Origin of the sequence: Muriicola sp. Z0-33 (genome assembly GCF_026126425.1) — a bacterium.
Classification (GTDB): domain Bacteria; phylum Bacteroidota; class Bacteroidia; order Flavobacteriales; family Flavobacteriaceae; genus JAFMPW01.
This window is the reverse complement of the sequence record NZ_JAFMPW010000004.1, coordinates 42,997-65,888: the sequence shown is the minus strand read 5'-3', so window position 1 is coordinate 65,888 and position 22,892 is coordinate 42,997. Positions and strand designations below refer to the sequence as shown.

Genomic DNA, 22,892 nt, shown 5'->3' with positions numbered 1-22,892 from the left:
CATGAAAGAAACAATCTCCTTGCTAGAGCAGTTAAATATCCCCGGTTATACTACTATAAGTGGAGTTACCCAGGACATTCAACTGTCTTATGAACTTTTCGGTAAAGAATTGCATACGGCCCCAATTGTGGTAGTCAACCATGCACTTACCGGGAACTCTAACGTTACCGGACCAGAGGGGTGGTGGTCGTCAATAATCGGCGACGGACAGTGTATAGACACTAAGAAATACACTATTCTGGCTTTTAATATTCCCGGGAACGGTTATGATGGGTTTGTTATAGAAAATTATAAGGATTTTGTTGCAGGAGATATCGCCAGAATATTTCTGCGCGCGCTCGATAAATTAGAGGTTTCTAAACTCTATGCTGTCATTGGAGGTTCTCTGGGGGGAGGAATAGCCTGGGAGATGGCTGCCTTAAATCCTAATCTGATTAAACATCTCATCCCGGTTGCTTCTGACTGGAAGTCTACGGATTGGTTGATTGCAAATTGTCAGATTCAGGAACAATTTCTTGTGAACTCAAAAAATCCTGTTCATGATGCCAGGATGCATGCCATGCTTTGTTACAGAACACCAGAATCTTTTAAAGAGCGCTTTCAGCGTAGCACCAATAGTGAGTTACAAGTTTTTAATGTAGAAAGTTGGTTAACGCACCATGGTAAGAAGCTACAAGAACGTTTTCAACTATCGGCCTATAAGTTGACAAATCAGTTGCTCAAGACTATCGATATTACCAGGTCTGGGGAAGATGCATTTCTGGAACTCCAAAAGAGCGATACAAATATTCATATCATAGGAGTAGATTCAGATCTCTTTTTTACTGCCAAGGAGAATAAGGAGACCTTTAAGCAACTGGCTCAGGCGAATAGTAATGTTACCTATGGTGAGATTCAATCACTGCACGGTCATGATGCCTTTTTGATAGAATTTGATCAAATGCGGCAACTACTTGATGGTATTTTTAATAAAAATGGCAAGAACCAAAGAATTAAGATCCTCAAGTTCGGGGGTAAATCTCTTGCGAATGGAGAAGGTATCGGTCGTGTTTTAGAAATAATTACGTCAAAGGTAAATGCAGGGGAACATATTGCTGTGGTGTTATCTGCCAGGGAACAGGGAACGGACCAATTATTAAATATATTGGACAAAGCCGCACTTGGTAAAAACTATACAGAAGATTTCCAGGCCTTTGAAAACTATCAGAAACATACCTTTAAAAATGTCAACCTGTCCTCTGAGTTCAAAGCATTAGTTCAATTATTTGAAGGGGTTGCATTGTTGGGGGATTATAGTGATAAGATAAAAGATCAGGTATTGTCTTACGGAGAATTGATTTCTGCCAAACTGATTACGAAGCTTTTGATTGGTCATGGGGTAAATGCCAAGCTGATGGATTCCAGAAAGCTCATCAAGACAGACAGTACCTTTGGAAATGCTAAATTGTTGGAAGAGATTTCCAAAGAAAATGTACTGAGAGAATTCTCTAAGTTAGATGATGAAACAGTGCCAATAGTCACTGGTTTTATTGCTTCCAATACCGCAAATGAAACCACAACATTGGGAAGGAATGGAAGTAATTATACCGCTGCATTACTAGCTAATTTTTTGGACGCCGAAGAATTGCAGAACTACAGTCATGTAGACGGGATATTCACGGCCAATCCGGATCTTGTTCCCGATGCTAAAAGAATTGCCCAACTGTCTTATGGCGAAGCCAATGAATTGGCAAATTTTGGAGCCACCATCTTACATGCCAAGACGATAATTCCGCTTATAGAAAAGAACATCCCTTTACGTATCCTAAATACCTTTAACGTTGACAACGAAGGAACCCTGATCAGTGCCAAGACCAGTAAAGAAGGCATTAAATCATTGTCTATTATTGAGAATGAAGCACTTATTAATCTTGAGGGCAGAGGGCTGCTTGGTAAAATTGGAGTGGACGCAAGAATCTTTAGGGCGCTTAGTCAAAGTAATATTAATGTAGGGATTATTTCTCAAGGGTCTTCTGAAAGAGGTATTGGTTTGGTAGTTGCAAGTAAAGAGGCAGAAAGGGCCAGGCAAGCTTTGAAATCTGAATTTGAAGATGACTTCAGGTCCAAAGATCTAAATAGCATAAGTATAGTGGACGATGTTTCAGTGATCTCTATAGTCGGGCAAGATCTAAGTACTTTTCACAAACCCTACAATGCCCTGATTAAAAACCAAATAGTGCCATTGCTTTTTAATAATACCATTTCGGGCAAAAATGTTAGCCTGGTGGTAAAGAAATCTGACCTTCATAAGGCGGTAAATGTAATGCATGGGCAAATCTTTGGAATTAGTAAGAAGGTAAATATTGCAATTTTCGGGCATGGTAATGTAGGGGGCACTTTGGTAGATCAGATTTTGCGTTCTACAGCTACCATTGAAGGAAGAAAAGGGGTGCATCTGAAAGTATTTGCCCTGGCCAACTCCAGAAAACTGTTGCTGAGAAAAAACGGGGTATCGGACAATTGGCGGTCTGAAATTGAAGAGGAAGGTGTTCCTTATACCCATAAACTGATTTTTGATTTTGCAAAACAACACCATTTAGAAAATCTCATCGCTATAGATAATACGGCTAGTGAGGAATTTGTTGCTCATTATTTTGATTTTGTAGACAATGGATTTGATCTGGTGTCCTCTAATAAAATTGCCAATACCCTTGGATTCGATTATTATCAGTTACTTAGAGAAGAACTTGCTAAAAAGCAAAAACAGTACCTGTATGAAACCAATGTTGGGGCCGGTTTGCCGCTTATTGACACCATAAAACTATTGCATCTTTCGGGGGAAAACATTACCAGGATAAAAGGGGTGTTTTCGGGCTCCTTGAGTTATATTTTTAATACGTTCTCTGAAGTAGATGCGCCATTTTCGTTTATTCTGAAAGAAGCCATCAAAAAAGGGTATACAGAACCCGATGCCAGAGAAGACCTTTCCGGAAATGACGTGGGTAGAAAATTATTGATCCTTGCACGGGAACTGGATTTGCAAAATGAATTTGGGGATATAAAAATTCAAAATCTTATTCCTGAGTTGTTGAGAGAAGGAACAGCCGAGGACTTTCTGGACAAGCTTGATATTCTGGACGACACATTTAATGAAATAAAGAAAAATCAAAAACCTCAGTATGTACTGCGGTATGTAGGCGATTTACATGGCGATTTACAGAAAGACAAAGGCATATTAGATGTTAAATTGGTATCTGTACCAAAAGAGAGTGCTTTGGGTCAGGTTAAAGGCTCGGATTCTATCATTGAGATCTATACGGAGTCTTACGGAGAGCACCCATTAATTATTCAGGGCGCAGGAGCGGGAGCTGCTGTAACGGCCAGAGGAGTTTTTGGAGATGTATTGAGAATTGCAGAGAAAGGTTAGATCAAAGGAGGCTTAGTCATATTACGCGCCACCAAAATAGTAGTTATGCTTTGAGCAATCGGGCATTCATTATAACGAGAAATGAAGAAAGAGAAATTCGAAACAATTGCAGTAAGAGGACAAATGGAAAGATCCCAGTATATGGAACATTCCAGTCCCATATACCTAAGCTCAAGCTTTGTTTTTGAAGATGCGGAGGACATGCGCGCTTCATTTGCGGAAGAAAAAGAACGCAATATATATTCCAGGTATGCCAATCCAAATACGACCGAGTTTATAGATAAAGTATGCCGTATGGAAGGAGCCGAAAGTGGCTTTGCCTTTGCTTCCGGGATGGCTGCTGTATTTTCCACTTTTGCTGCTTTACTGAATAGTGGAGACCATATTATAGCTGCGCGGAGTATTTTTGGAGCCACTCATACCCTGTTGACCAATATACTGCCCAAATGGAACATTTCTCATTCTTATTTTAAGTATAACGAGCTGGAGAGCATCGAAAGCTTAATTGGTCCCGGCACAAAAATATTATATGCCGAAACCCCAACCAATCCGGGAGTAGATGTATTAGACCTGGAAGCTTTAGGGCAAATAGCCAAAAAGAATAATTTACTCCTTGTAATAGACAATTGCTTTGCTTCGCCTTATCTGCAACAACCCATAAAATACGGTGCAGATCTCGTTATCCATTCTGGCACTAAACTAATGGACGGACAGGGAAGGGTATTGGCAGGTGTAACGGTAGGTTCAGCAGAATTAATAGAAAAGATTTATAAGTTTAGCAGGACTACCGGGCCAGCACTTTCGCCTTTCAATTCCTGGATACTTTCAAAAAGTCTTGAGACCTTGTCAATACGTGTAGACCGTCATTGCGAAAATGCCTTGAAGCTGGCAGGGTATTTAGAATCGCATCCAAAAGTGAATTGGGTAAAATATCCCTTTTTAAAATCCCATCCTCAATACCATTTGGCCAAAAAACAGATGAAAGCCGGGGGTTGTGTAGTAGCTTTTGAAATAAAAGGAGGCCTTGGGGCTGGCCGGAGTTTTTTCGATGCCATAGAGATGTTATCACTTTCGGCAAACCTTGGTGATTCCAGAAGTATTGTAACGCACCCGGCGTCGACCACACATAGCAAATTAACTGCAGAGGAAAGACAGGAAACGGGAATCACTGATGGAATGGTTAGAGTCTCTGTTGGCCTGGAACACATAGATGATATAATATCGGATATCAACAAGGCACTGGAGGGTTAACCCTATTATTTTCAAATGCAAATACCGTCTCAAAAGGATTATTAATTTTCCCTATCTTCGCTCTATGCTTTCCAAAAAAACAAAATACGGGCTTAAAGCACTGACTTATCTCGCTATTCAAAAGGACAAAGAACCGGTGCAAATCGCCGAAATTTCCAGGCATGAAAATATTTCTCAAAAATTCCTGGAAAGCATCTTGCTTACCCTGAGGAAAACGGGTTATCTGGGATCTAAAAAAGGCAAGGGAGGAGGCTACTATCTTATAAAGGAGCCTTCTGAAATAGCCATGACCTCTGTTATTAGGGTACTAGAAGGCCCCATTGCCATGATTCCATGTGTAAGCCTTAACTTCTATGAGAAATGTAATGATTGTCCGGATGAAAAAAGTTGCGCCGTGCATAAATTAATGCTTCAGGTTAGAGACAGTGCCCTTGAAGTGTATAGAAAGACTACATTGGCAGACCTGATTGCCTAGATATACTCCTTTTATTCTTATAATCCTGCATTCCATTTTTCTATTGAATCCCGGCTATGGTTAAATATTTCTCAATTTACACCCGCTATTGTTAATAATCTATTAAAACTATAGGGTATAAGTAATATTCTATTTGGTTTATCGTACTAGATAAATATAAATTAATACATTTGATAACTCTATTAGTTCTATAGGATAAATTAAAATATGATTTATGATACTTTCAGCACAACAAATAGATAAGCTCAATACACAGTTCAAGGGTATCCCACCCGAAGAAATTATTTCATGGGCCATCCAATTTGGTAAACGTCCGCTAATCACCACTAACTTCAGACCTTATGAGGTTGCTATTTTACATGCTGTCGCAGATGTAAGAAGAGATATTCCTGTAGTTTGGTGCGATACCGGATACAATACCCCTAATACTTATAAGCATGCTGAGGAACTCATTTACAGATTGGGACTCAATATAAAATTATATGTGCCAAAACAAACTTCTGCTCATAGAGATGCGGTAATGGGAATTCCGGGAATTGAAGATCCAAGACATGCTGAATTTACCCGTCAGGTAAAATTAGAACCCTTCCAGAGAGCTATGAAAGAGCATAAACCCGATGTTTGGTTTACAAATCTAAGAAGTGGCCAGACGGCCTTAAGAGATAGCCTGGATATTCTAAGCATCAGTAAAGATGGCGTTTTAAAAGTTAGTCCCTTCTATCACTGGTCAGATGCCCAACTAGATGTGTACCTGAAACAGAGGAATTTGCCTAATGAACACACTTATTTCGATCCAACAAAAGTTTTAGAGAACAGAGAATGTGGTTTACATAGTTAGATAATAACACCAGTAAATCTATGAATAACTATGTTTTAATATCTACTTACCCTATAGGAATAATAATAATTAATAATGGTACTCGCTGAGTTCCCTGGTATTTTATATAAATTATGCAAAGCTTTAGAACTGAAATAGAAAACCCCATTGTCGAGAAAGACATTCTTGAACTTGAAAAAAAAATCAGGCAGTTTAAAGGAGGAGAGCTCGATGAGGAGAAATTCCGAAGCCTTCGTTTAGCCAGAGGGGTATATGGCCAACGACAGCCAGGTGTCCAGATGATACGGATAAAACTGCCCTACGGTAAAGTAAGTGCCAAACAGTTAAGGAGGATTTCAGATGTTGCAGATGAATATTCTACTGGAAGACTGCATATCACAACCCGCCAGGATATACAAATACATTATGTTGAACTAGAGCGTACTCCTGAACTATGGGCAGAACTGGAAAAGGATGAGGTGACCCTTCGTGAGGCCTGTGGTAATACAGTAAGGAATGTCACCGCCAGTGAAAAGGCTGGCATAGATCCAAATGAACCTTTTGATGTTTCCCCCTACGCCCAGGCAGTATTTGAATACTTTCTGAGAAACCCTATTGGTCAGGAAATGGGGCGTAAATTTAAAGTGTCATTTTCATCAAGTGATGCTGATACCGGCTTGTCGTATATGCACGACCTTGGATTTATCGCCAAAATTCAAAATAATACCCGTGGATTCAAAATTATGATTGGTGGCGGACTGGGTTCTCAACCCCGTCATGCAGATGAGCTATTTTCATTTCTTCCAACAGACAAAATAATTCCATTGATGGAAGGGGTGATAAGGGTCTTTGATAGATATGGAGAAAGGAAAAGCAGGGCCAAAGCCCGTATGAAGTTCTTGCTAAAGGATATAGGACTTGATGGGTTCAGGGCATTGCTAGAACAAGAGGAAAAAGCCATTCCGTTTAATAATTATCCGATAGTTGCCAATACCTACCCTTCAGCAGTTATAGCTGATACGGCTGTTCCGAAGGTGCAAATAGAAGATGTTGAAGCCTTTGAAAAATGGAAGACGACTAATCTGGTACCCCAAAAACAAGCAGGCTATGTGGCCATTGGGGTAAAAGTACTACTAGGGGATTTTTATACAGACAAGGCACGCCAATTGGCCAATTTAATAGAGTCTTATGCAGCTTCAGAAATTAGATTATCACTTAGACAAAACATTTTAATCCCGTATGTAAAGGAAGAACTTGTCCCGTTTTTCTATACGGTACTTAAAGATTTAGGGTTTGCCGAAGCAGGATATAACAAGGCATTAGATATTACAGCCTGCCCGGGAACCGATACTTGTAACCTGGGGATTGCCAGCAGTACAGGCATAGCCGAAGAACTAGAACGGGTCATAAAGGCAGAGTATCCACAATATATCAGCAACCCGGATGTGGTGATCAAGATCAGTGGTTGTATGAATGCATGCGGACAACACAATATGGCTCATATTGGCTTTCAGGGCATGTCTATCCGTACTAAAGATAAATTAGTTGCCCCTGCGCTTCAGGTATTGCTTGGTGGTGGAAATTTTGGGAATGGAAATGCCCGGTTTGCAGATAAGGTGATTAAGATTCCCAGTAAAAGGGGGCCAGAAGCATTGCGCTGTATTCTTGACGATTTTGAAGCTAACAGCAGCGGATCTTCCTATGAGGTTTATTATGCCGAAAAGGGGGAGCATTATTTCTATGATTTGCTGAAACCCCTGGCCAACATTGAGAATTTAACAGCAGAAGATTTTATAGATTGGGGAAACACCGATAGATACAAAAAAGCCATTGGTATAGGCGAATGTGCAGGAGTGGTCATAGATCTGATTGCTACGCTTTTGTTCGAAAGTGAGGAGAAGATTGCAAATTCAAAAACGGCATATGAAGAAGGGAAATGGGCAGCCAGTATATATCATGCCTATGCTTCCATGGTAAATGCCGCTAAAGCATTGCTTACATCAGAAAAGGTAAAAACCAATACCCATGCGAGCATTATTAAAGATTTTGATGGGCTATTTGTGGATAGCAAGAGATTTAGTCTTGAAAGTTCATTTTCAGAACTGGTTTTGCAATTAAATAAGAAGGCACCTACTTCTTTATTTGCGAAAAAGTATTTGGAAGATGCTCAAAGCTTTTTGCAAAAAGCAGAAACATTTAGAAAATTAGAACTTCAACATGCTTAAAACACCCAGACTTTCGGTAGTAGGAGCTGGTCCTGGCGATATAGAACTTATCACCCTTAAGGCGATTAAAGTTCTGAGAGATGCTGATGTGGTATTATACGATGCCCTGGTAGATACTGCACTGCTTAATTATGCACCAGATGCAGAGCATATTTATGTTGGGAAAAGAAAAGGTTGTTATACCTATCAGCAAGAACAGATCAATGAGTTAATTGTTAGCAGAGCAAATACACATGGTCATGTGGTAAGACTTAAAGGAGGGGACCCCATGGTTTTTGGAAGAGGAGCAGAAGAAATGGAATATGCCTCAAGGTTTGGTTTGGAAACCTATATGGTACCCGGAATCTCCTCGTGTATGGCGGTGCCTGCAAGCCAGGACATCCCGGTAACAAAAAGGGGAATTGCAGAGAGTTTCTGGGTTATTACTGCCACTACCAGAAACCATCAAATCTCAAAAGACATATTTCTGGCTGCCAAATCTAATGCCACTATCGTTATCCTGATGGGCATGTCTAAGCTTGAGCACATTGTAGAGATATTTAAAACTGAAGGTAAAGAAGACCTTCCTGTAGGGATTATTCAAAATGGCACCCGGGAAGATGAAAATATCGGTATTGGAAAAATTTCGAACATAACGGAAGTTGTAGCGGAGAAGAATTTAAAAAATCCTGCCATTATAATTATTGGAGAAGTGGTGGAACAAAGAGAAAAAATGATACGCCTTCGGGAACAAATGGCGTATAAAGAAACAGCCCAATGGCAATAAATAAAGAAAATATGATTAAAACAGACATGCTTATAATTGGCGCCGGCCCTACTGGTCTTTTTACGGTATTTGAAGCGGGATTGCTTAAAATGAAGACGCATCTCATAGACGCATTGGCGCAACCTGGAGGGCAGTGTTCGGAGATCTATCCAAAAAAACCGATTTATGATATTCCGGCATATCCGGAGATTCTTGCCGGGGATTTGGTAGACAGGCTGATGGAGCAAATACAGCCCTTTGAACCTGGTTTCACATTTGGGGAAAGGGCACAAACCCTGGAGAAATTAGATGACGGCCAGTTTGTGGTAACCACTAATAAAGGTACCAAACACCAGGCTCCTGTAGTGGTAATTGCCGGAGGTCTTGGTTCTTTTGAACCTCGGAAACCCCCAATAGAAAACATAGTTGATTTCGAAGAACGCGGGGTTGCATATATCATTAAAGATCCGGAGGTGTACAGAGATAAAAAGGTGATCATCGCAGGGGGTGGAGATTCTGCCCTGGATTGGGCCATTTACCTTGCAGACGTTGCCTCTGAAGTAGCTTTGGTACACAGAAGGAATGAATTCCGAGGGGCGCTGGACTCTGTTGAAAAGGCCGCGGAACTGGCAAAATTAGGTAAGATAAAATTGTATACAGAAGCTGAAGTAAAGCGGCTCTACGGAGATGAACATCTAGAAGCTGTAGTTATAAAGCACAACGATGCTTCAAAAGGGGAAACCTATGTAGAGACAGAGCATTTTATTCCCTTATTTGGATTGTCTCCGAAATTGGGTCCCATAGGTGATTGGGGATTGGAAATTCAAAAAAATGCAATCAAAGTAAACAACGCATATGACTACCAGACAAATATTCCAGGTGTCTATGCAGTAGGTGATGTTAACACTTACCCCGGAAAATTAAAACTTATATTATCGGGCTTTCATGAGGCGGCTGTAATGTGCCAGAGCGCCTACCAGCGTATAAACCCAGGAAAGCGTTATGTGATGAAATATACAACGGTTGGTGGAGTAGAAGGGTTTGACGGTTCTAAGAAGGAAGCAAAAAAAGAAGTTGTTCAAAGCATTGTATAGCAGTGCTGTAATTATTTCAATTAGCGAAAAACCTTTTGAACATTGAGTTCGAAAGGTTTTTTTAGGTTGTACTTCCCTCTTTAAAAAAAGCGGACAATCCTTGCGTATCACCCGTAGGTACCTTTACTTTGTACCAGTTCATTATAAAATTGTAATTGTTATCAAGAAAGGTGGAGGGAATAGACCCTGTGAAACCTTAGCAACCCTTTAGCTTTAAAGAAGGTGCTACATTCTATCACAGAGCAGCTGTGACAGATAACTAAGAGTTCGGTTTCCCGTCTATACTCAGTCCTTACTTGATAATTAAAATGGCGTTTCCGCAATAAGCGGATCGGGCTTTCGGTAGTCGCTCTTTTGCCTGTCCTGCGAACCTTGTTTCGGACAACGGCAAAAGGAGCTTCAGCAAAACCTCAATCCCTAACGCAGTAATGGTTTATGGAGAAATTAAAAGAGATATTAAAAGAAAGAATTCTTGTACTGGATGGTGCAATGGGTACCATGTTGCAACGATATAAGTTTACCGAGGAGGATTTCAGAGGAACAAGATTTAAAGACTGGCCCTCTCCCTTAAAAGGCAATAACGATTTATTATCACTTACTCAACCAAAGGCCATTGCAGAGGTACATAGTCGGTATTTTGAAGCCGGGGCCGATATAGCCGAGACCAATACTTTTTCCGGAACAACAATTGCCATGGCAGATTATGGCATGGAAGAATTGGTGTATGAATTAAATTATGAATCGGCAAGAATTGCAAAAGAAGTTGCTCGTGAATTTACCTCCAAAACCCCTGAAAAACCTAGATTTGTTGCCGGTAGTATGGGGCCTACCAACAGAACCGCAAGCATGTCACCGGATGTCAACGACCCGGGATTCAGGGCGGTATCTTTTGAAGAGTTAAGAAGGGCGTATAAAGAGCAGGCAGAAGGACTACTGGATGGGGGTGCAGATATGTTACTTGTCGAAACTGTTTTTGATACCCTTAACGCCAAAGCTGCGTTGTTTGCGATTGAAGAAATTAAAAGTGAACGGAATATTGAAGTGCCAATAATGATAAGCGGTACAATAACCGATGCTTCAGGAAGAACCTTATCCGGACAAACAGCCGAAGCTTTTTTGATCTCGGTATCGCACATTCCAATACTTTCAATAGGATTTAATTGTGCTCTGGGAGCCAACCAATTAATTCCTCATCTCGAGGTGCTTGCCGCTAAAACTAACCACGCTATATCTGCTCACCCTAATGCCGGCTTGCCCAATGCCTTTGGGGAATACGATGAAACGCCAGAACAGATGGCATTACAAATTAAAGAGTATCTGGATAAAAAACTGGTAAATATCGTTGGAGGATGTTGTGGTACCAACCCGGATCATATTAAAGCAATTGCTGATTTGGTAAAGGAGTTTGATCCAAGACCCATAGCAGCGGAAAATTATTCAGCTTAATCATAGCCTAAATCAATGATTCTAGAAGTCGCCATATTAAATATTAAGGACGGATTAGCAAAAGAATTTGAGCTGCAGTTCCAAAGGGCCTCTCAAATAATAGCTTCTATGGAAGGCTATATTTCGCATCAGCTAAAAAAGTGTGTGGAAATAGAGAATCAATACATATTACTGGTGCATTGGCAAACATTAGAAGATCATGAAATAGGTTTTAGAACGTCTGATAAGTATCAACAGTGGAAGCAATTATTACATCATTTTTACGAACCTTTTCCAACCGTTTTGCATTATCAATAAATGAGTAGCAACGATAAAAATATAAGCACGTCAGACAGCCAGACAGGCCAGCCAAGATATTTAAAACTATCCGGACTGGAGCCATTGGTAATAACCCCGGAGAGCAATTTTATTAACGTAGGGGAGCGTACCAATGTAGCGGGGTCAAAAAAATTCCTCAGGCTTGTTAAGGAAGGAAATTTTGAGGAAGCACTGGATATCGCCAGGCACCAGGTAGAAGGTGGGGCACAGATTATCGATATAAATATGGATGATGGTCTGATAGATGGGAAGGAGGCCATGGTAACCTTTCTGAATCTTATTATGGCCGAGCCAGATATTGCCCGGGTTCCAATTATGATAGACAGCTCTAAATGGGAGATAATAGAGGCTGGCCTAAGATGTGTTCAGGGAAAATGTGTGGTTAACTCTATTAGCCTGAAGGAAGGGGAAGAAGAATTTATTAACCAGGCCAGACTTATTCGCAGGTATGGGGCTGCGGTAATTATAATGGCTTTTGATGAAGTTGGACAGGCAGATAATTACCAAAGAAGAATTGATATCGCCAAAAGGTCCTATGATATTCTTGTAAACCAGGTGAAATTTCCGCCTGAGGATATCATTTTTGACCTCAATATCTTCCCTGTAGCCACCGGCATGGAGGAACATAAGCGCAATGCCCTGGATTTTATTGAAGCCACCAAATGGGTACGAGAGCATTTACCGCATTGTAGTGTTAGTGGGGGAGTCAGTAATGTTTCATTCAGTTTTAGGGGGAACAATGCAGTAAGAGAAGCGATGCATTCGGTTTTTCTATATCATGCCATTCAGGCAGGAATGAACATGGGTATTGTAAACCCGGCAATGCTCGAGGTTTACGACGATATTCCAAAAGACTTATTAGAACACGTAGAAGACGTAATCCTGAACAGAAAGGAAGATGCCACCGAACGCTTGCTGGAATTTGCCGAAACAGTAATTGGGAAGGAGAAGGAAAGTAAAGTAGATCTAAGCTGGAGAGAGCAACCCTTACAAGACAGAATCACTAGAGCGCTGGTAAAAGGGATAGATCAGTTTATAGAGGAAGATGTAGAAACCGCCAGGCAGTTAGCAGATAAACCTATTGAGGTTATAGAAGGACAGCTTATGACAGGAATGAATGTTGTCGGCGACCTCTTTGGAAGTGGAAAAATGTTTTTACCACAAGTGGTTAAGTCTGCCCGGGTAATGAAAAAAGCTGTAGCCTATCTTTTGCCTTTCATTGAAGAAGAAAAGAGAAACAATCCCGACTCCGATGGAGGCAAGACTGCCGGCAAAATACTAATGGCTACCGTAAAGGGGGATGTTCATGATATAGGCAAGAATATTGTCGGAGTAGTTTTAGCCTGCAATAATTATGAAATTGTTGATTTGGGAGTTATGGTTCCCCCAGAAATAATTATCCAGAAAGCAAAGGAGGAACAGGTAGATATTATTGGGCTTAGTGGTTTAATTACCCCATCTTTAGATGAAATGGTATTCCTGGCCAAGGAAATGGAGAGACAGCAATTTAAGGTACCCCTCTTAATTGGTGGAGCAACTACCAGTAAAGCACATACTGCTGTAAAAATAGATACCCAGTACAGCCGGGCTGTTGTCCATGTAAATGATGCTTCAAGGGCAGTAACCGTGGTAGGAGACTTGCTGCAGAAAGATAAGGCAGAGCGATATAAAAAAGCCATAAAGCTAGATTATGAGTCGTTTAGAGAGAAATTTTTAGAAAGGAGTAAAAAGAAAACCTATATACCCCTGGAGGAGGCGAGAAAGAACAAATTAGGCCTGGCCTGGAAGTCGTTCACCCCGACGGTTCCTAATAAATTGGGAATACAGGTTATTTCGGATTTTGAACTCGGAAAGCTTCAGGAGTTTATAGACTGGACACCCTTTTTCAGAAGTTGGGAATTGCACGGGAAATACCCCGAAATACTTACAGACGATATTGTGGGGACCCAGGCTACTGAATTATTTAATGATGCCCAGGCCATGCTTAAGAGAATAATTGATGAAAGATTATTTGAAGCCAGGGGAATTTTTGGAATATTCAGAGCAAATAGTATTGAAGATGATGACATAGAGGTGGTACACCAGGATAGTACCAAGATCTTCCGGACCCTTCGACAGCAATTAAAGAAAAGACCGGGGGCACCAAATATGGCCCTTGCGGATTTTATTGCCCCAAAAGATTCCGGAATATCAGATTATATAGGTTGCTTTTGCGTAAGTACCGGCTTTGGCACTGATGAGTTGGCAGAACAATTTAGGAAGGATCTTGATGATTATAACTCCATTCTTATAAAAGCCCTGGCCGATAGGTTGGCAGAGGCATTTGCCGAATATTTGCACAGGGAGGTGCGTTTAGATCATTGGGGATACGCCTCAGGAGAAGATTTAAATAATGAAGCACTGATAAAGGAGGAATACAAAGGAATAAGACCCGCTCCCGGATATCCGGCCTGTCCGGATCATTTGGAAAAACTCACTATTTGGGAGTTATTGGAAGTTAAAGACAAAATAGGCGTAAAGTTAACAGATAGTCTGGCCATGTGGCCTGCGGCCAGTGTAAGCGGGTATTATTTTGCCCATCCGGAATCCAGGTATTTTGGATTGGGGAAGATTAAAGAAGATCAGGTAAGAGATTTTTCAAAACGTAAAGGATTGTCATATGATGAAGCAAAAAAATGGCTGGCACCCAATTTATCAGAAGATTGATAAAATATATGAGCATTAAAAAGCCAAAAGAATAATAGGTTTTAAGACGAATTAAATATTAACAACAATTGCGGTGGTGGCAATGCTGTAAGCTGCAGAGACCAACCGCCAACTCATTAGAATGAAAGTTACAGATCACTTAGAAAAAGCACAAGGTTCCACCTTGTTTTCCTTCGAAATTATTCCGCCCGTAAAAGGCAGAAGTATTCAGGAATTATATGATAACATAGATCCATTAATGGAATTTAACCCGCCCTTTATAGATGTCACTACTTCAAGGGAGGAATATGTATATATAGACCGGGATGGCCTGCTGGATAAGAAATTGACAAGGATGAGACCTGGTACAGTAGGGATATGTGCCTCAATTAAACATAAGTATAATGTGGATACAATTCCCCATGTTCTTTGCGGGGGCTTTACCAAAGAAGAAACAGAATACTTACTGGTAGATTGTCATTATTTGGGAATAGATAATGTAATGGCATTAAGGGGAGATGCCATGAGAGAGGAACAGTATTTTGAGCCCACAAAAGGAGGTCACGATTATGCTATTGGGCTGGTTGAGCAAATTCAAAACCTGAACAATGGTACTTACCTTCACGAGGTTATAGAGACTGATAACTGTGCGGATTTCTGTATAGGGGTAGCCGGATACCCGGAAAAACATCTGGAAGCACCTTCATTAAAAACAGATTTGAAACGTCTTAAGGAAAAAGTAGATGCAGGCGCAGATTACGTGGTTACACAAATGTTTTTTGATAACGCCAAGTATTTTCAATTTGTTGAACAGGCACGGGAGATGGGCATTACAGTACCAATTATTCCCGGGATAAAACCAATAGCGGTTAGGAGGCACCTCCAATTACTTCCGCAAGTTTTCAGAATAGATCTGCCTCAAGACCTGATAGACGCAGTTGAAACCTGTAAGAACAACAAGGAAATCAGACAGGTGGGTATTGACTGGGCCATAGAGCAATCTCTGGAATTGAAGGCAGCTGGTGTGCCCGTATTGCATTACTATTCTATGGGTAAATCAGACAATATAAAGGCCATTGCCAGAGCCGTGTTTTAAGTAGGAATATTTTGGTTATTGTATTATGTACTCTTGCTGTGTACTGCTTACTTTTTTCCTACTTTTATACCCAATGAATTGCAGACCCCTTCTCATTCTATTATTTACAGGCTTATGGTGTTTCGCCCAGGAGGTAGAAGATGTTCCCGGTAGATATCACTTAGACTTCAGCCCTTATTACGGTTCGATAATTTTACATAATACCGATATTTCTCATTTAATCAACGCGCATCCTTCAGGCTTCATCCTTGGGTTTAACAAGAAATCTTATGGGAATAAGGAATGGGAGAGAGAGTACAAATATCCGGATACTGGCTTTTCTTTTACTTATCAGGATTTCAAGAACAATACCCTTGGTAAGAATTTAGGAGTTTATGCCCATTACAATTTCTATTTCTTTAAAAGAAAATTGCAATTTCGAATGGGTCAGGGGATTGCCTATAATACAAATCCCTATGACAAAAACGAAAACTTTCGAAATAACGCTTTTGGATCGCACTTCCTGAGCAGTACCTACCTAATGCTGAATTATCGCCAGGAATATATAACAAAGCACCTTGGCTTTAAAGCCGGGGTTTCACTAATTCATTATTCAAATGCCAACGTAAAGGCTCCTAATACATCTACCAATACTTTCGCTTTTAATGCCGGACTGGTCTACAACCTGGATGCATATGAACCCATTCAATACCTGGAAAAGGAAGATAAAGTAACAGTAAAAGAACCATTGCGTCTGAATTTGGTCTTTAGAACGGGAATAAATGAAAGCGACGTTATTAATTCGGGTCAGTTCCCATTTTATATCTTTTCGGGTTATGTAGATAAACGTTTGGGGAGGAAAAGCGCAATACAATTGGGTGCAGATGTCTTCTTTTCAAATTTTTTAAAAGAACTGATAGCATTTCAATCGATCTCATTTCCGGAACTTGAAGTGAATGAAAATGACGACTATAAGCGAGTAGGTATATTTTTAGGGCATGAATTGTTCGTAAATAAAATTAGTGTGGTTACCCAATTGGGATATTATGTCTATTATCCTTTCGACTTTGAAGGACAGGTGTACAACAGAGTGGGGCTGAAACGATATTTTGGTGATAATTGGTTTGCCGCCGTAAGCTTAAAGTCGCACGGTGCAAAGGCCGAAGCGGTAGAACTGGGAGTGGGTGTCAGATGGTAATGAGTACGGCTTCTCAGGAAGCAATAAATAAAAAGGAAACATTGAGCAGAATTAGTAAGAAAAATACAACTGAACAGCTAAGTAGCAGCCTGTATCTCACCTTGAAAAAGGTATTTGTGGGACTGGTACTTTTGACTTCAGCAGTATTTATCTCATGCAACGGGGAAAATGTGCCAGATTGTTTTCAAAATGCGGGCGACCTGGTTCGAAAAGAAATTTCCGTTCCCGATTTTACCAAAATTACGGTATTCGAAAATGTAGAATTGATACTCAAATCGGGACCAACATTCAAGGCCGAAATAGCAACCGGGGAATTCCTGATAGATGAGGTGAGTTTAAAAGTAGAAGGAGACAGGTTATTGATCAGAGATGAGAACAACTGTAATCTGTTCAGGGAATACGGGAGTACAAAGGTGTATATTACTGCTCCGGAAATTACAGAGATACGAAGCAGTACCGGATTCCCGATCAGGAGTGATGGCGCATTAGCATTTAGTTCACTTACACTTTATGCGGAAAGTTTTATAGATCCGACTGCGACCACCACTGATGGTTCCTTTCTTCTGGATCTGGATACTCAGGATGTCAACCTTATTGTCAATGGAATAGCATTCATGAAATTGGGTGGAACCACTACCAATTTAAACATTATAATAGCAGCAGGTGATTCCCGGATTGAAGCAGAAGATCTGATCGCTGAAAATGTGGTGCTGAACCACAGGGGGAGCAATGATATTTTTATTAACCCTCAACAGCTACTGGAAGGGGTCATCAGAGGAACAGGAAACGTCATAAGTGCCAATAGGCCGGCAATAGTGGATGTGCAGGAATTGTATACCGGCAGCTTGATATTTAATGATTGAAAATTGATATATTGAAGCTGTTAAATCGCAATTAGAAAACCCAATAAAGCAATTTTAATTTCAATTGAAGCCTATACTGCATTACCTTAAAAAATTCTTCGCTTCAAAGCGAATCCTTGGCAATGACACAAGATTGGCCGGTATGGCAAAAGCAGATGCAATTTTAACGCAGCTTATCACGGAAAGGCGGGTACCTGGCTTGGGAATATCCGTATTAAAGCAAGGTAAAGTGATATATCAAAGGGGTTATGGCTATTCAGATGTAAGCACTAAGACTCCGGCAGATCCCCGTTCAACTATTTTCAGAATAGCTAGTATTTCCAAGCCCATTGCTGCTACAGCCCTTGCTATAATGTGTACCGAAGGAATTATTGATTTGGATGCATCATTCTACAATTACGTTCCTTATTACCCCAAAAAAAAGCACGATTTCAGTATTCGCCAACTGGCTTCACATACAGCCGGAATCAGGGGATACAGAGGAAAAGAATATGCCCTGAATAAGGCGTATAGTATTAAGGATAGCATAGAAATATTTAAAGATGATCCTTTGCTCTTTGTCCCCGGTGAACAGTATTTGTACAATTCTTACGGCTGGGTCCTTATTTCTTTGGCCATGCAGGAAGCCAGCGGTATTGCATTCGAGGAATATGTGAAGAGTCGGGTGTTAGAGCCTCTGCAAATGCTGCATACCCAACCAGAAATACCGAATGCCCTACCCGCAAATTTGGCCAATTTTTATACCGGCTATTCTTCCGGCTTTAAAAAAGCCACTACGGTAGACAATAGATATAAGCTGGCAGGAGGAGGTTACCTTTCTACCTGTGAAGATATCGCCAGATTGGGCCAGGCCTATCTGGATGGTAAGGTTCTGGATCATTTAACCCGAAAAGAATTCCTAAACCCCATCAATTATAATAATACCCCTGCCTGGTATGGCCTGGGTTGGGAAGTGAGTGAAGATGCTTTTGGAAGGCCATTTTATGGACATACCGGCAATGGGATTGGGGTACATTCCAGATTCTATGTCTACCCCGAAGAGCAAATGGTGTTTAGTATTCTTATTAATTGTACTAATCCCGAGGTAGATAAGGCATTGGATGAGGTTATAAATGCCATGTTAAAAAGAAGTATATAAGAAATTTAGATGTATGTAAAATGTCAGAGCAGGGCAAACTAAAAGAAATAGCATTTTTGTTTTTTAAACTTGGCTGTATTGCCTTTGGCGGTCCGGCTGCGCATATTGCAATGATGGAAGATGAGGTGGTACATAAAAGGAAATGGATGACCCAGGAACACTTCCTGGATCTGGTAGGTGCTACTAATCTTATTCCTGGCCCTAATTCTACTGAGATGACCATGCATTGCGGACATGAAAGGGCCGGTAGGAAAGGACTATTTGTGGCTGGAGTTTGTTTTATCTTCCCGGCAGTAGTGATCACTGGCGTTTTGGCCTGGTTCTATCAGAATTATGGACAGATACCGGAGGTAGAACCGTTTATTTATGGTATTAAACCAGCTGTAATTGCCATTATAATTATGGCTGCTTATCGCCTTGGAAAAAAAGCAATAAAAAGTACAGAACTGGTTTTTATTGGATTAATAACACTAGCCGCCTGTTTATTGGGAATTAATGAAATTGTTGCCTTATTCGGGAGTGGGCTTCTGGGGTTAATTCTTTATTATACCAAAAAGAGTTGGAACTCCTTTAGCATATTTGTGCCATTAATATGGCTTGGACCGAAAGACATTTTGCAACTAGGCACACTAAAAATATTTCTGATATTCTTAAAGGTGGGCGCTATTTTATACGGTAGTGGGTATGTGCTGTTTGCATTTCTGGACACGGAATTAGTAGCAACGGGTTTACTTAGCAGACAAGCATTAATAGATGCAGTGGCCATAGGTCAGATAACCCCTGGGCCGGTGTTGTCCACGGCTACGTTTATCGGATGGCAAATGCAGGGGGTAACCGGGGCCTTGGCGGCCACTCTGGGAATTTTTCTTCCTTCCTTTCTGTTCGTTATGTTGCTTAACCCTATAATACCAAGAATGCGAAAATCCAGGGTAATCGGAGCTATTCTGGATGCGGTTAATGTAGCGGCGGTTGCCTTGATTGTTGCCGTTTGTATTACTATGGCGAGAGATACACTTACAGACTGGCGTAGTGTAAGCATCGGGCTGTTGAGCTTAGTGGTTGTCTTTCTCTTTAGAAAAATAAACAGTGCCTTTATTGTCATTGCCGGTGCTGCCCTTGGATATATTTTAAGATTCATCTGATCTCTGAAATGTGTAAAACCTTGAAATTTGAACAAATCACAGCTTTATTCAGATTATAAAAGGTCGCTTGAACTCCATAATCAATTATTAGAATTGTCGGTTTTTTAATTCTGAATGTAAGGATTAAATAAAGCTACTTTTATGAAATCCCCGGCATATTGTATCTTCCTATAGATTTTAAACAGATATAGCAAAACCTCAAAAAAAATGAATACACTCTTAAAATTCCTTAGTGTTACTATCTTCTTACTAGCTCCCATTGGCATTTTTGGACAGAACACCTCTGAAGAGGTGCTTTTAGAAGATCAGGTCCGTGGCTCTTTTCCAATGTTAAGGGAGTTGCTTAGTATACCCAATGATGCCTTTTATGAAGAACACATAATTCCGAACGTGATTTGGTGTGAAAAGGCTTTTTCTGATCGGGGGTTTACCACCGTGCGGATTCCTACGTCTACAGTACCCCTTTTAATGGCAGAACGAAAGCATCCCAAAGCAAAAAAAACGGTTCTGGTATATCTTCAAATAGACGGGCAACCGGTAGACAGTACAAGATGGTTTCAGGAAAGCCCATATATCCCAACCTTAAAGAAGATAAATGCAAAAGGGGAATGGACCGCATTACCCTGGGAGAATATTGAGAATTACGAAGATGACTGGCGGGTTTTTGCCAGGTCGGCCAGTGACGCTAAAGGACCCGTTGCTATGTTTTTAACCGCGTTAGACGCTATTGCTGCAGAGAACGCTCTTCCTAATTACAACATTAAGGTGATTATGGATTTCGAGGAAGAACTGGGATCTCCAAGACTACCACAGGCGGTTACAGAAAACGCGGAAATGCTTAGTGCGGATATGCTGGTTATCTTTGATGGCCCAAGACATATTACCAATAAACCCACCCTGACCTTTGGGGCCAGGGGTATCGCTACTATTACCCTTACCACTTATGGCCCGGTAGTGCCACAACACAGCGGGCATTTTGGGAATTATGCTCCTAATCCGGCCCTGAGATTGTCAAAACTTCTAGCTTCTATGAAAGATGATGAAGGAAGGGTTACCATTCCGGGCTTTTATGATGGGATAAGCATTGACCCCGAAACAGAAGCGATATTAAGGGCGGTTCCCGACAACCAGGAACAAATAAAAGATCGGTTGCAAATTGCTGCGGCAGATAAAGTGGGTAGTTACTATCAGGAAGCCATCCAATTCCCTTCTCTAAATATCAGAGGAATGCAGTCTGGTTGGATAGATGATAAAGTAAGAACTATTATACCGGGATGGGCACGGGCCGAAATTGATGTCAGGCTGGTATTGGAATCGGATCCGGAAGAACTCTTAAAGTTGGTCAGGGAGCATATCAGCGATCAGGGATATTATCTACTGGAAAGGGTGCCAACAAAGGAAGAACGCCTTAAGTATCCTAAAATTGCAACCTTCAATTCTGAAATATCCTATCAGTCTTTTAGAACTGATTTTGATTCGGAGGTTGGACTTTGGTTAAGAAAAGCACTGGAGAAAGCATTTGGTGAAGCTCCGATTATGATCAGAATGAGCGGTGGCTCTATTCCTATTTCTCCTTTTGTTACTACCCTGGATATTCCTGCTGTGACGGTTCCTACCGTTAACAGAGACAATAACCAACACAGCCCGAATGAGAATTTAAGGCTAGGGAATTACAAGGAAGGCATTAAAACTATGATTGCCATCCTGAAAGAGAAATTATAGAAGCAAGGCAGGGGCTATTGCTTAATTATTGGTAAGCTCTGAAAACAAACTCTCCAGGTTCTTGCTTTTTCTGCTCAATTGCAGGGTTTTTAACTCGTTATCGTGGGCAAAGTCGAACACCACTGGCCTCATATCCTTTGAGGAATTAAAGGTGATTTCATAATGAAAGCCACCAATATTTGTAACATGGGTCACCTTTGGGAGTTTAGAAAGCAAGGCCTCTTCTACCCGGTAATCGAACTCCACCTCTATGATTTGTTCTTCGTCTTCCCGTAGCTCACTTAATTTCTTATCTGCTACCAGCTCGCCTTTATTTATTATAATGACCCGTTCACAAACGGCCTCAACTTCTTTCATTATATGTGTAGATAATAAGATGGTCTTTTCCTTACCAATTTCCCTGATTAATTTACGGATCTCCAGAAGTTGGTTAGGGTCTAACCCGGTGGTGGGTTCATCAAGAATAAGTACTTCCGGGTTATGGAGCATAGCGGCAGCTAAACCTACTCTTTGCCTGTACCCCTTTGATAATTGACCTATTTTTTTATGTGCTTCGGGTTTTAAGCCCGTTTGTTCTATGACATCACTAATATGATTTTTCGGAACATTGTATACATCGGCATTAAAAGCAAGATATTCCTTTACATACATTTCCAGATAAAGCGGGTTGTGTTCAGGAAGGTATCCGATACTCTTTTTAACACTCAGGGGTGCTTCCAATACCCCATAATCATTAACAAAAGCTTCTCCCTCATCTGCCGTACTATAGGTGGTAAGGATTTTCATTAAGGTAGATTTTCCGGCGCCATTGGGCCCCAGAAAACCGACAATTTCTCCTTTTTTAATCTCAAAGGAAATGGCATTTAGCACTTTTTGAGACCCAAAAGATTTGCTTATGTTCTTAACCGAAATAGACATTGAGGTTTTTTTGTAAAAATAAACAATGAGCTGGTATAATTCCTAAATGGACGTTGAAAGCCTTTCAAATTATATCATATTCCAAACGCTATGACTGCTAAGTAAGGAAAATTATGTTGGCTTATAAATTCATTATTCTCAATAAAGAACATTTTCTCCGAAGAATTCTACAAAGAACAAGTAGATAACAAAAGGAATCAAAAAAAGATGCCCATAAAATTTGATTTTTAAATTAAATATTTACCTTAGCCGAAGATTTATAATAAAATGACACGTAATTTTTTCTGGAACGGTTTCTATTTTTACTTCTTTTTTAAGAGAAGCGCGGGACTGTTGTAGTATTTGATATAACCACACAATATAAAGTCCCGTAA

17 protein-coding genes and 1 riboswitch are annotated in these 22,892 nt (G+C 40.6%); of the genes, 16 read left to right on the top strand and 1 reads right to left on the bottom strand.

From position 1 onward, the window contains the following. Position 1: 1 nt before the first annotated feature. The 16 genes from thrA to J1G40_RS07560 all read left to right on the top strand — a co-directional run bounded on the left by thrA (position 2) and on the right by J1G40_RS07560 (position 21,600). Positions 2 to 3,406, top strand: a complete 3,405-nt coding sequence (gene thrA / locus J1G40_RS07635) for a bifunctional aspartate kinase/homoserine dehydrogenase I (protein WP_265242026.1) — start codon at positions 2 to 4, stop codon at positions 3,404 to 3,406. An 81-nt stretch (positions 3,407 to 3,487) separates the two neighbouring features. Next, positions 3,488 to 4,657 carry a trans-sulfuration enzyme family protein gene (locus tag J1G40_RS07630; protein WP_265242025.1) on the top strand — a complete coding sequence of 390 codons (1,170 nt, stop codon included), beginning with the start codon at positions 3,488 to 3,490 and terminating at the stop codon, positions 4,655 to 4,657. Positions 4,658 to 4,721: 64 nt separating this feature from the next. Next, complete coding sequence (locus J1G40_RS07625) at positions 4,722 to 5,132, top strand: RrF2 family transcriptional regulator (protein ID WP_265242024.1); 411 nt, start codon at positions 4,722 to 4,724, stop codon at positions 5,130 to 5,132. A gap of 214 nt (positions 5,133 to 5,346) precedes the next feature. Then, entirely contained in the window at positions 5,347 to 5,970 is a 624-nt protein-coding gene (locus J1G40_RS07620; protein ID WP_265242023.1) for a phosphoadenosine phosphosulfate reductase family protein, read from the top strand. A 113-nt stretch (positions 5,971 to 6,083) separates the two neighbouring features. Continuing rightward, positions 6,084 to 8,174: a HEPN domain-containing protein gene (locus J1G40_RS07615; RefSeq protein WP_265242022.1), complete on the top strand. Its 2,091-nt coding sequence runs from the start codon at positions 6,084 to 6,086 to the stop codon at positions 8,172 to 8,174. After that, positions 8,167 to 8,940, top strand: coding sequence for a uroporphyrinogen-III C-methyltransferase (cobA, locus tag J1G40_RS07610; RefSeq protein WP_265242021.1), 774 nt, complete (start codon positions 8,167 to 8,169; stop codon positions 8,938 to 8,940). The genes J1G40_RS07615 and cobA overlap by 8 nt, the downstream gene beginning before the upstream one ends. A gap of 11 nt (positions 8,941 to 8,951) precedes the next feature. After that, positions 8,952 to 10,013: an NAD(P)/FAD-dependent oxidoreductase gene (locus J1G40_RS07605; RefSeq protein WP_265242020.1), complete on the top strand. Its 1,062-nt coding sequence runs from the start codon at positions 8,952 to 8,954 to the stop codon at positions 10,011 to 10,013. A gap of 155 nt (positions 10,014 to 10,168) precedes the next feature. Continuing rightward, positions 10,169 to 10,275: riboswitch (SAM riboswitch) on the top strand. Positions 10,276 to 10,448: 173 nt separating this feature from the next. Next, on the top strand, positions 10,449 to 11,459 hold the full coding sequence (locus J1G40_RS07600) for a homocysteine S-methyltransferase family protein (protein ID WP_265242019.1): 1,011 nt from the start codon (positions 10,449 to 10,451) through the stop codon (positions 11,457 to 11,459). A 15-nt stretch (positions 11,460 to 11,474) separates the two neighbouring features. Then, entirely contained in the window at positions 11,475 to 11,756 is a 282-nt protein-coding gene (locus tag J1G40_RS07595; protein WP_265242018.1) for an antibiotic biosynthesis monooxygenase family protein, read from the top strand. Continuing rightward, positions 11,757 to 14,483 carry a methionine synthase gene (gene metH, locus J1G40_RS07590; protein WP_265242017.1) on the top strand — a complete coding sequence of 909 codons (2,727 nt, stop codon included), beginning with the start codon at positions 11,757 to 11,759 and terminating at the stop codon, positions 14,481 to 14,483. 121 nt (positions 14,484 to 14,604) lie between these two features. Next, entirely contained in the window at positions 14,605 to 15,558 is a 954-nt protein-coding gene (gene metF, locus J1G40_RS07585; protein ID WP_265242016.1) for a methylenetetrahydrofolate reductase [NAD(P)H], read from the top strand. A gap of 73 nt (positions 15,559 to 15,631) precedes the next feature. Further along, entirely contained in the window at positions 15,632 to 16,735 is a 1,104-nt protein-coding gene (locus J1G40_RS07580; RefSeq protein WP_265242015.1) for an acyloxyacyl hydrolase, read from the top strand. Between the two features lie 41 nt (positions 16,736 to 16,776). Next, positions 16,777 to 17,598, top strand: a complete 822-nt coding sequence (locus J1G40_RS07575; protein WP_265242014.1) for a head GIN domain-containing protein — start codon at positions 16,777 to 16,779, stop codon at positions 17,596 to 17,598. Positions 17,599 to 17,740: 142 nt separating this feature from the next. Beyond that, on the top strand, positions 17,741 to 18,736 hold the full coding sequence (locus J1G40_RS07570) for a serine hydrolase domain-containing protein (RefSeq protein ID WP_265242013.1): 996 nt from the start codon (positions 17,741 to 17,743) through the stop codon (positions 18,734 to 18,736). Positions 18,737 to 18,756: 20 nt separating this feature from the next. Then, entirely contained in the window at positions 18,757 to 19,878 is a 1,122-nt protein-coding gene (gene chrA, locus J1G40_RS07565) for a chromate efflux transporter (RefSeq protein WP_265242012.1), read from the top strand. Positions 19,879 to 20,085: 207 nt separating this feature from the next. After that, on the top strand, positions 20,086 to 21,600 hold the full coding sequence (locus tag J1G40_RS07560; RefSeq protein WP_265242011.1) for a M20/M25/M40 family metallo-hydrolase: 1,515 nt from the start codon (positions 20,086 to 20,088) through the stop codon (positions 21,598 to 21,600). Positions 21,601 to 21,621: 21 nt separating this feature from the next. On the opposite strand, the gene gldA is transcribed toward J1G40_RS07560, so the two are convergent. After that, positions 21,622 to 22,518, bottom strand: coding sequence for a gliding motility-associated ABC transporter ATP-binding subunit GldA (gldA, locus tag J1G40_RS07555; RefSeq protein WP_265242010.1), 897 nt, complete (start codon positions 22,516 to 22,518; stop codon positions 21,622 to 21,624). Between the last annotated feature and the right edge of the window lie 374 nt (positions 22,519 to 22,892).

Excerpts from the sequence above, each read along its gene's own strand:
- J1G40_RS07625 (WP_265242024.1), top strand. The coding sequence starts at position 4,722 with ATGCTTTCCAAAAAAACAAAATACGGGCTTAAAGCACTGACTTATCTC.
- J1G40_RS07630 (WP_265242025.1), top strand. The coding sequence starts at position 3,488 with ATGAAGAAAGAGAAATTCGAAACAATTGCAGTAAGAGGACAAATGGAA.
- gldA (WP_265242010.1), bottom strand. The coding sequence starts at position 22,518 with ATGTCTATTTCGGTTAAGAACATAAGCAAATCTTTTGGGTCTCAAAAA.
- J1G40_RS07615 (WP_265242022.1), top strand. The coding sequence starts at position 6,084 with ATGCAAAGCTTTAGAACTGAAATAGAAAACCCCATTGTCGAGAAAGAC.
- chrA (WP_265242012.1), top strand. The coding sequence starts at position 18,757 with ATGTCAGAGCAGGGCAAACTAAAAGAAATAGCATTTTTGTTTTTTAAA.
- J1G40_RS07560 (WP_265242011.1), top strand. The coding sequence starts at position 20,086 with ATGAATACACTCTTAAAATTCCTTAGTGTTACTATCTTCTTACTAGCT.
- J1G40_RS07600 (WP_265242019.1), top strand. The coding sequence starts at position 10,449 with ATGGAGAAATTAAAAGAGATATTAAAAGAAAGAATTCTTGTACTGGAT.
- metF (WP_265242016.1), top strand. The coding sequence starts at position 14,605 with ATGAAAGTTACAGATCACTTAGAAAAAGCACAAGGTTCCACCTTGTTT.
- J1G40_RS07620 (WP_265242023.1), top strand. The coding sequence starts at position 5,347 with ATGATACTTTCAGCACAACAAATAGATAAGCTCAATACACAGTTCAAG.
- J1G40_RS07595 (WP_265242018.1), top strand. The coding sequence starts at position 11,475 with ATGATTCTAGAAGTCGCCATATTAAATATTAAGGACGGATTAGCAAAA.
- cobA (WP_265242021.1), top strand. The coding sequence starts at position 8,167 with ATGCTTAAAACACCCAGACTTTCGGTAGTAGGAGCTGGTCCTGGCGAT.
- J1G40_RS07580 (WP_265242015.1), top strand. The coding sequence starts at position 15,632 with ATGAATTGCAGACCCCTTCTCATTCTATTATTTACAGGCTTATGGTGT.
- J1G40_RS07570 (WP_265242013.1), top strand. The coding sequence starts at position 17,741 with ATGGCAAAAGCAGATGCAATTTTAACGCAGCTTATCACGGAAAGGCGG.
- thrA (WP_265242026.1), top strand. The coding sequence starts at position 2 with ATGAAAGAAACAATCTCCTTGCTAGAGCAGTTAAATATCCCCGGTTAT.
- J1G40_RS07605 (WP_265242020.1), top strand. The coding sequence starts at position 8,952 with ATGATTAAAACAGACATGCTTATAATTGGCGCCGGCCCTACTGGTCTT.
- metH (WP_265242017.1), top strand. The coding sequence starts at position 11,757 with ATGAGTAGCAACGATAAAAATATAAGCACGTCAGACAGCCAGACAGGC.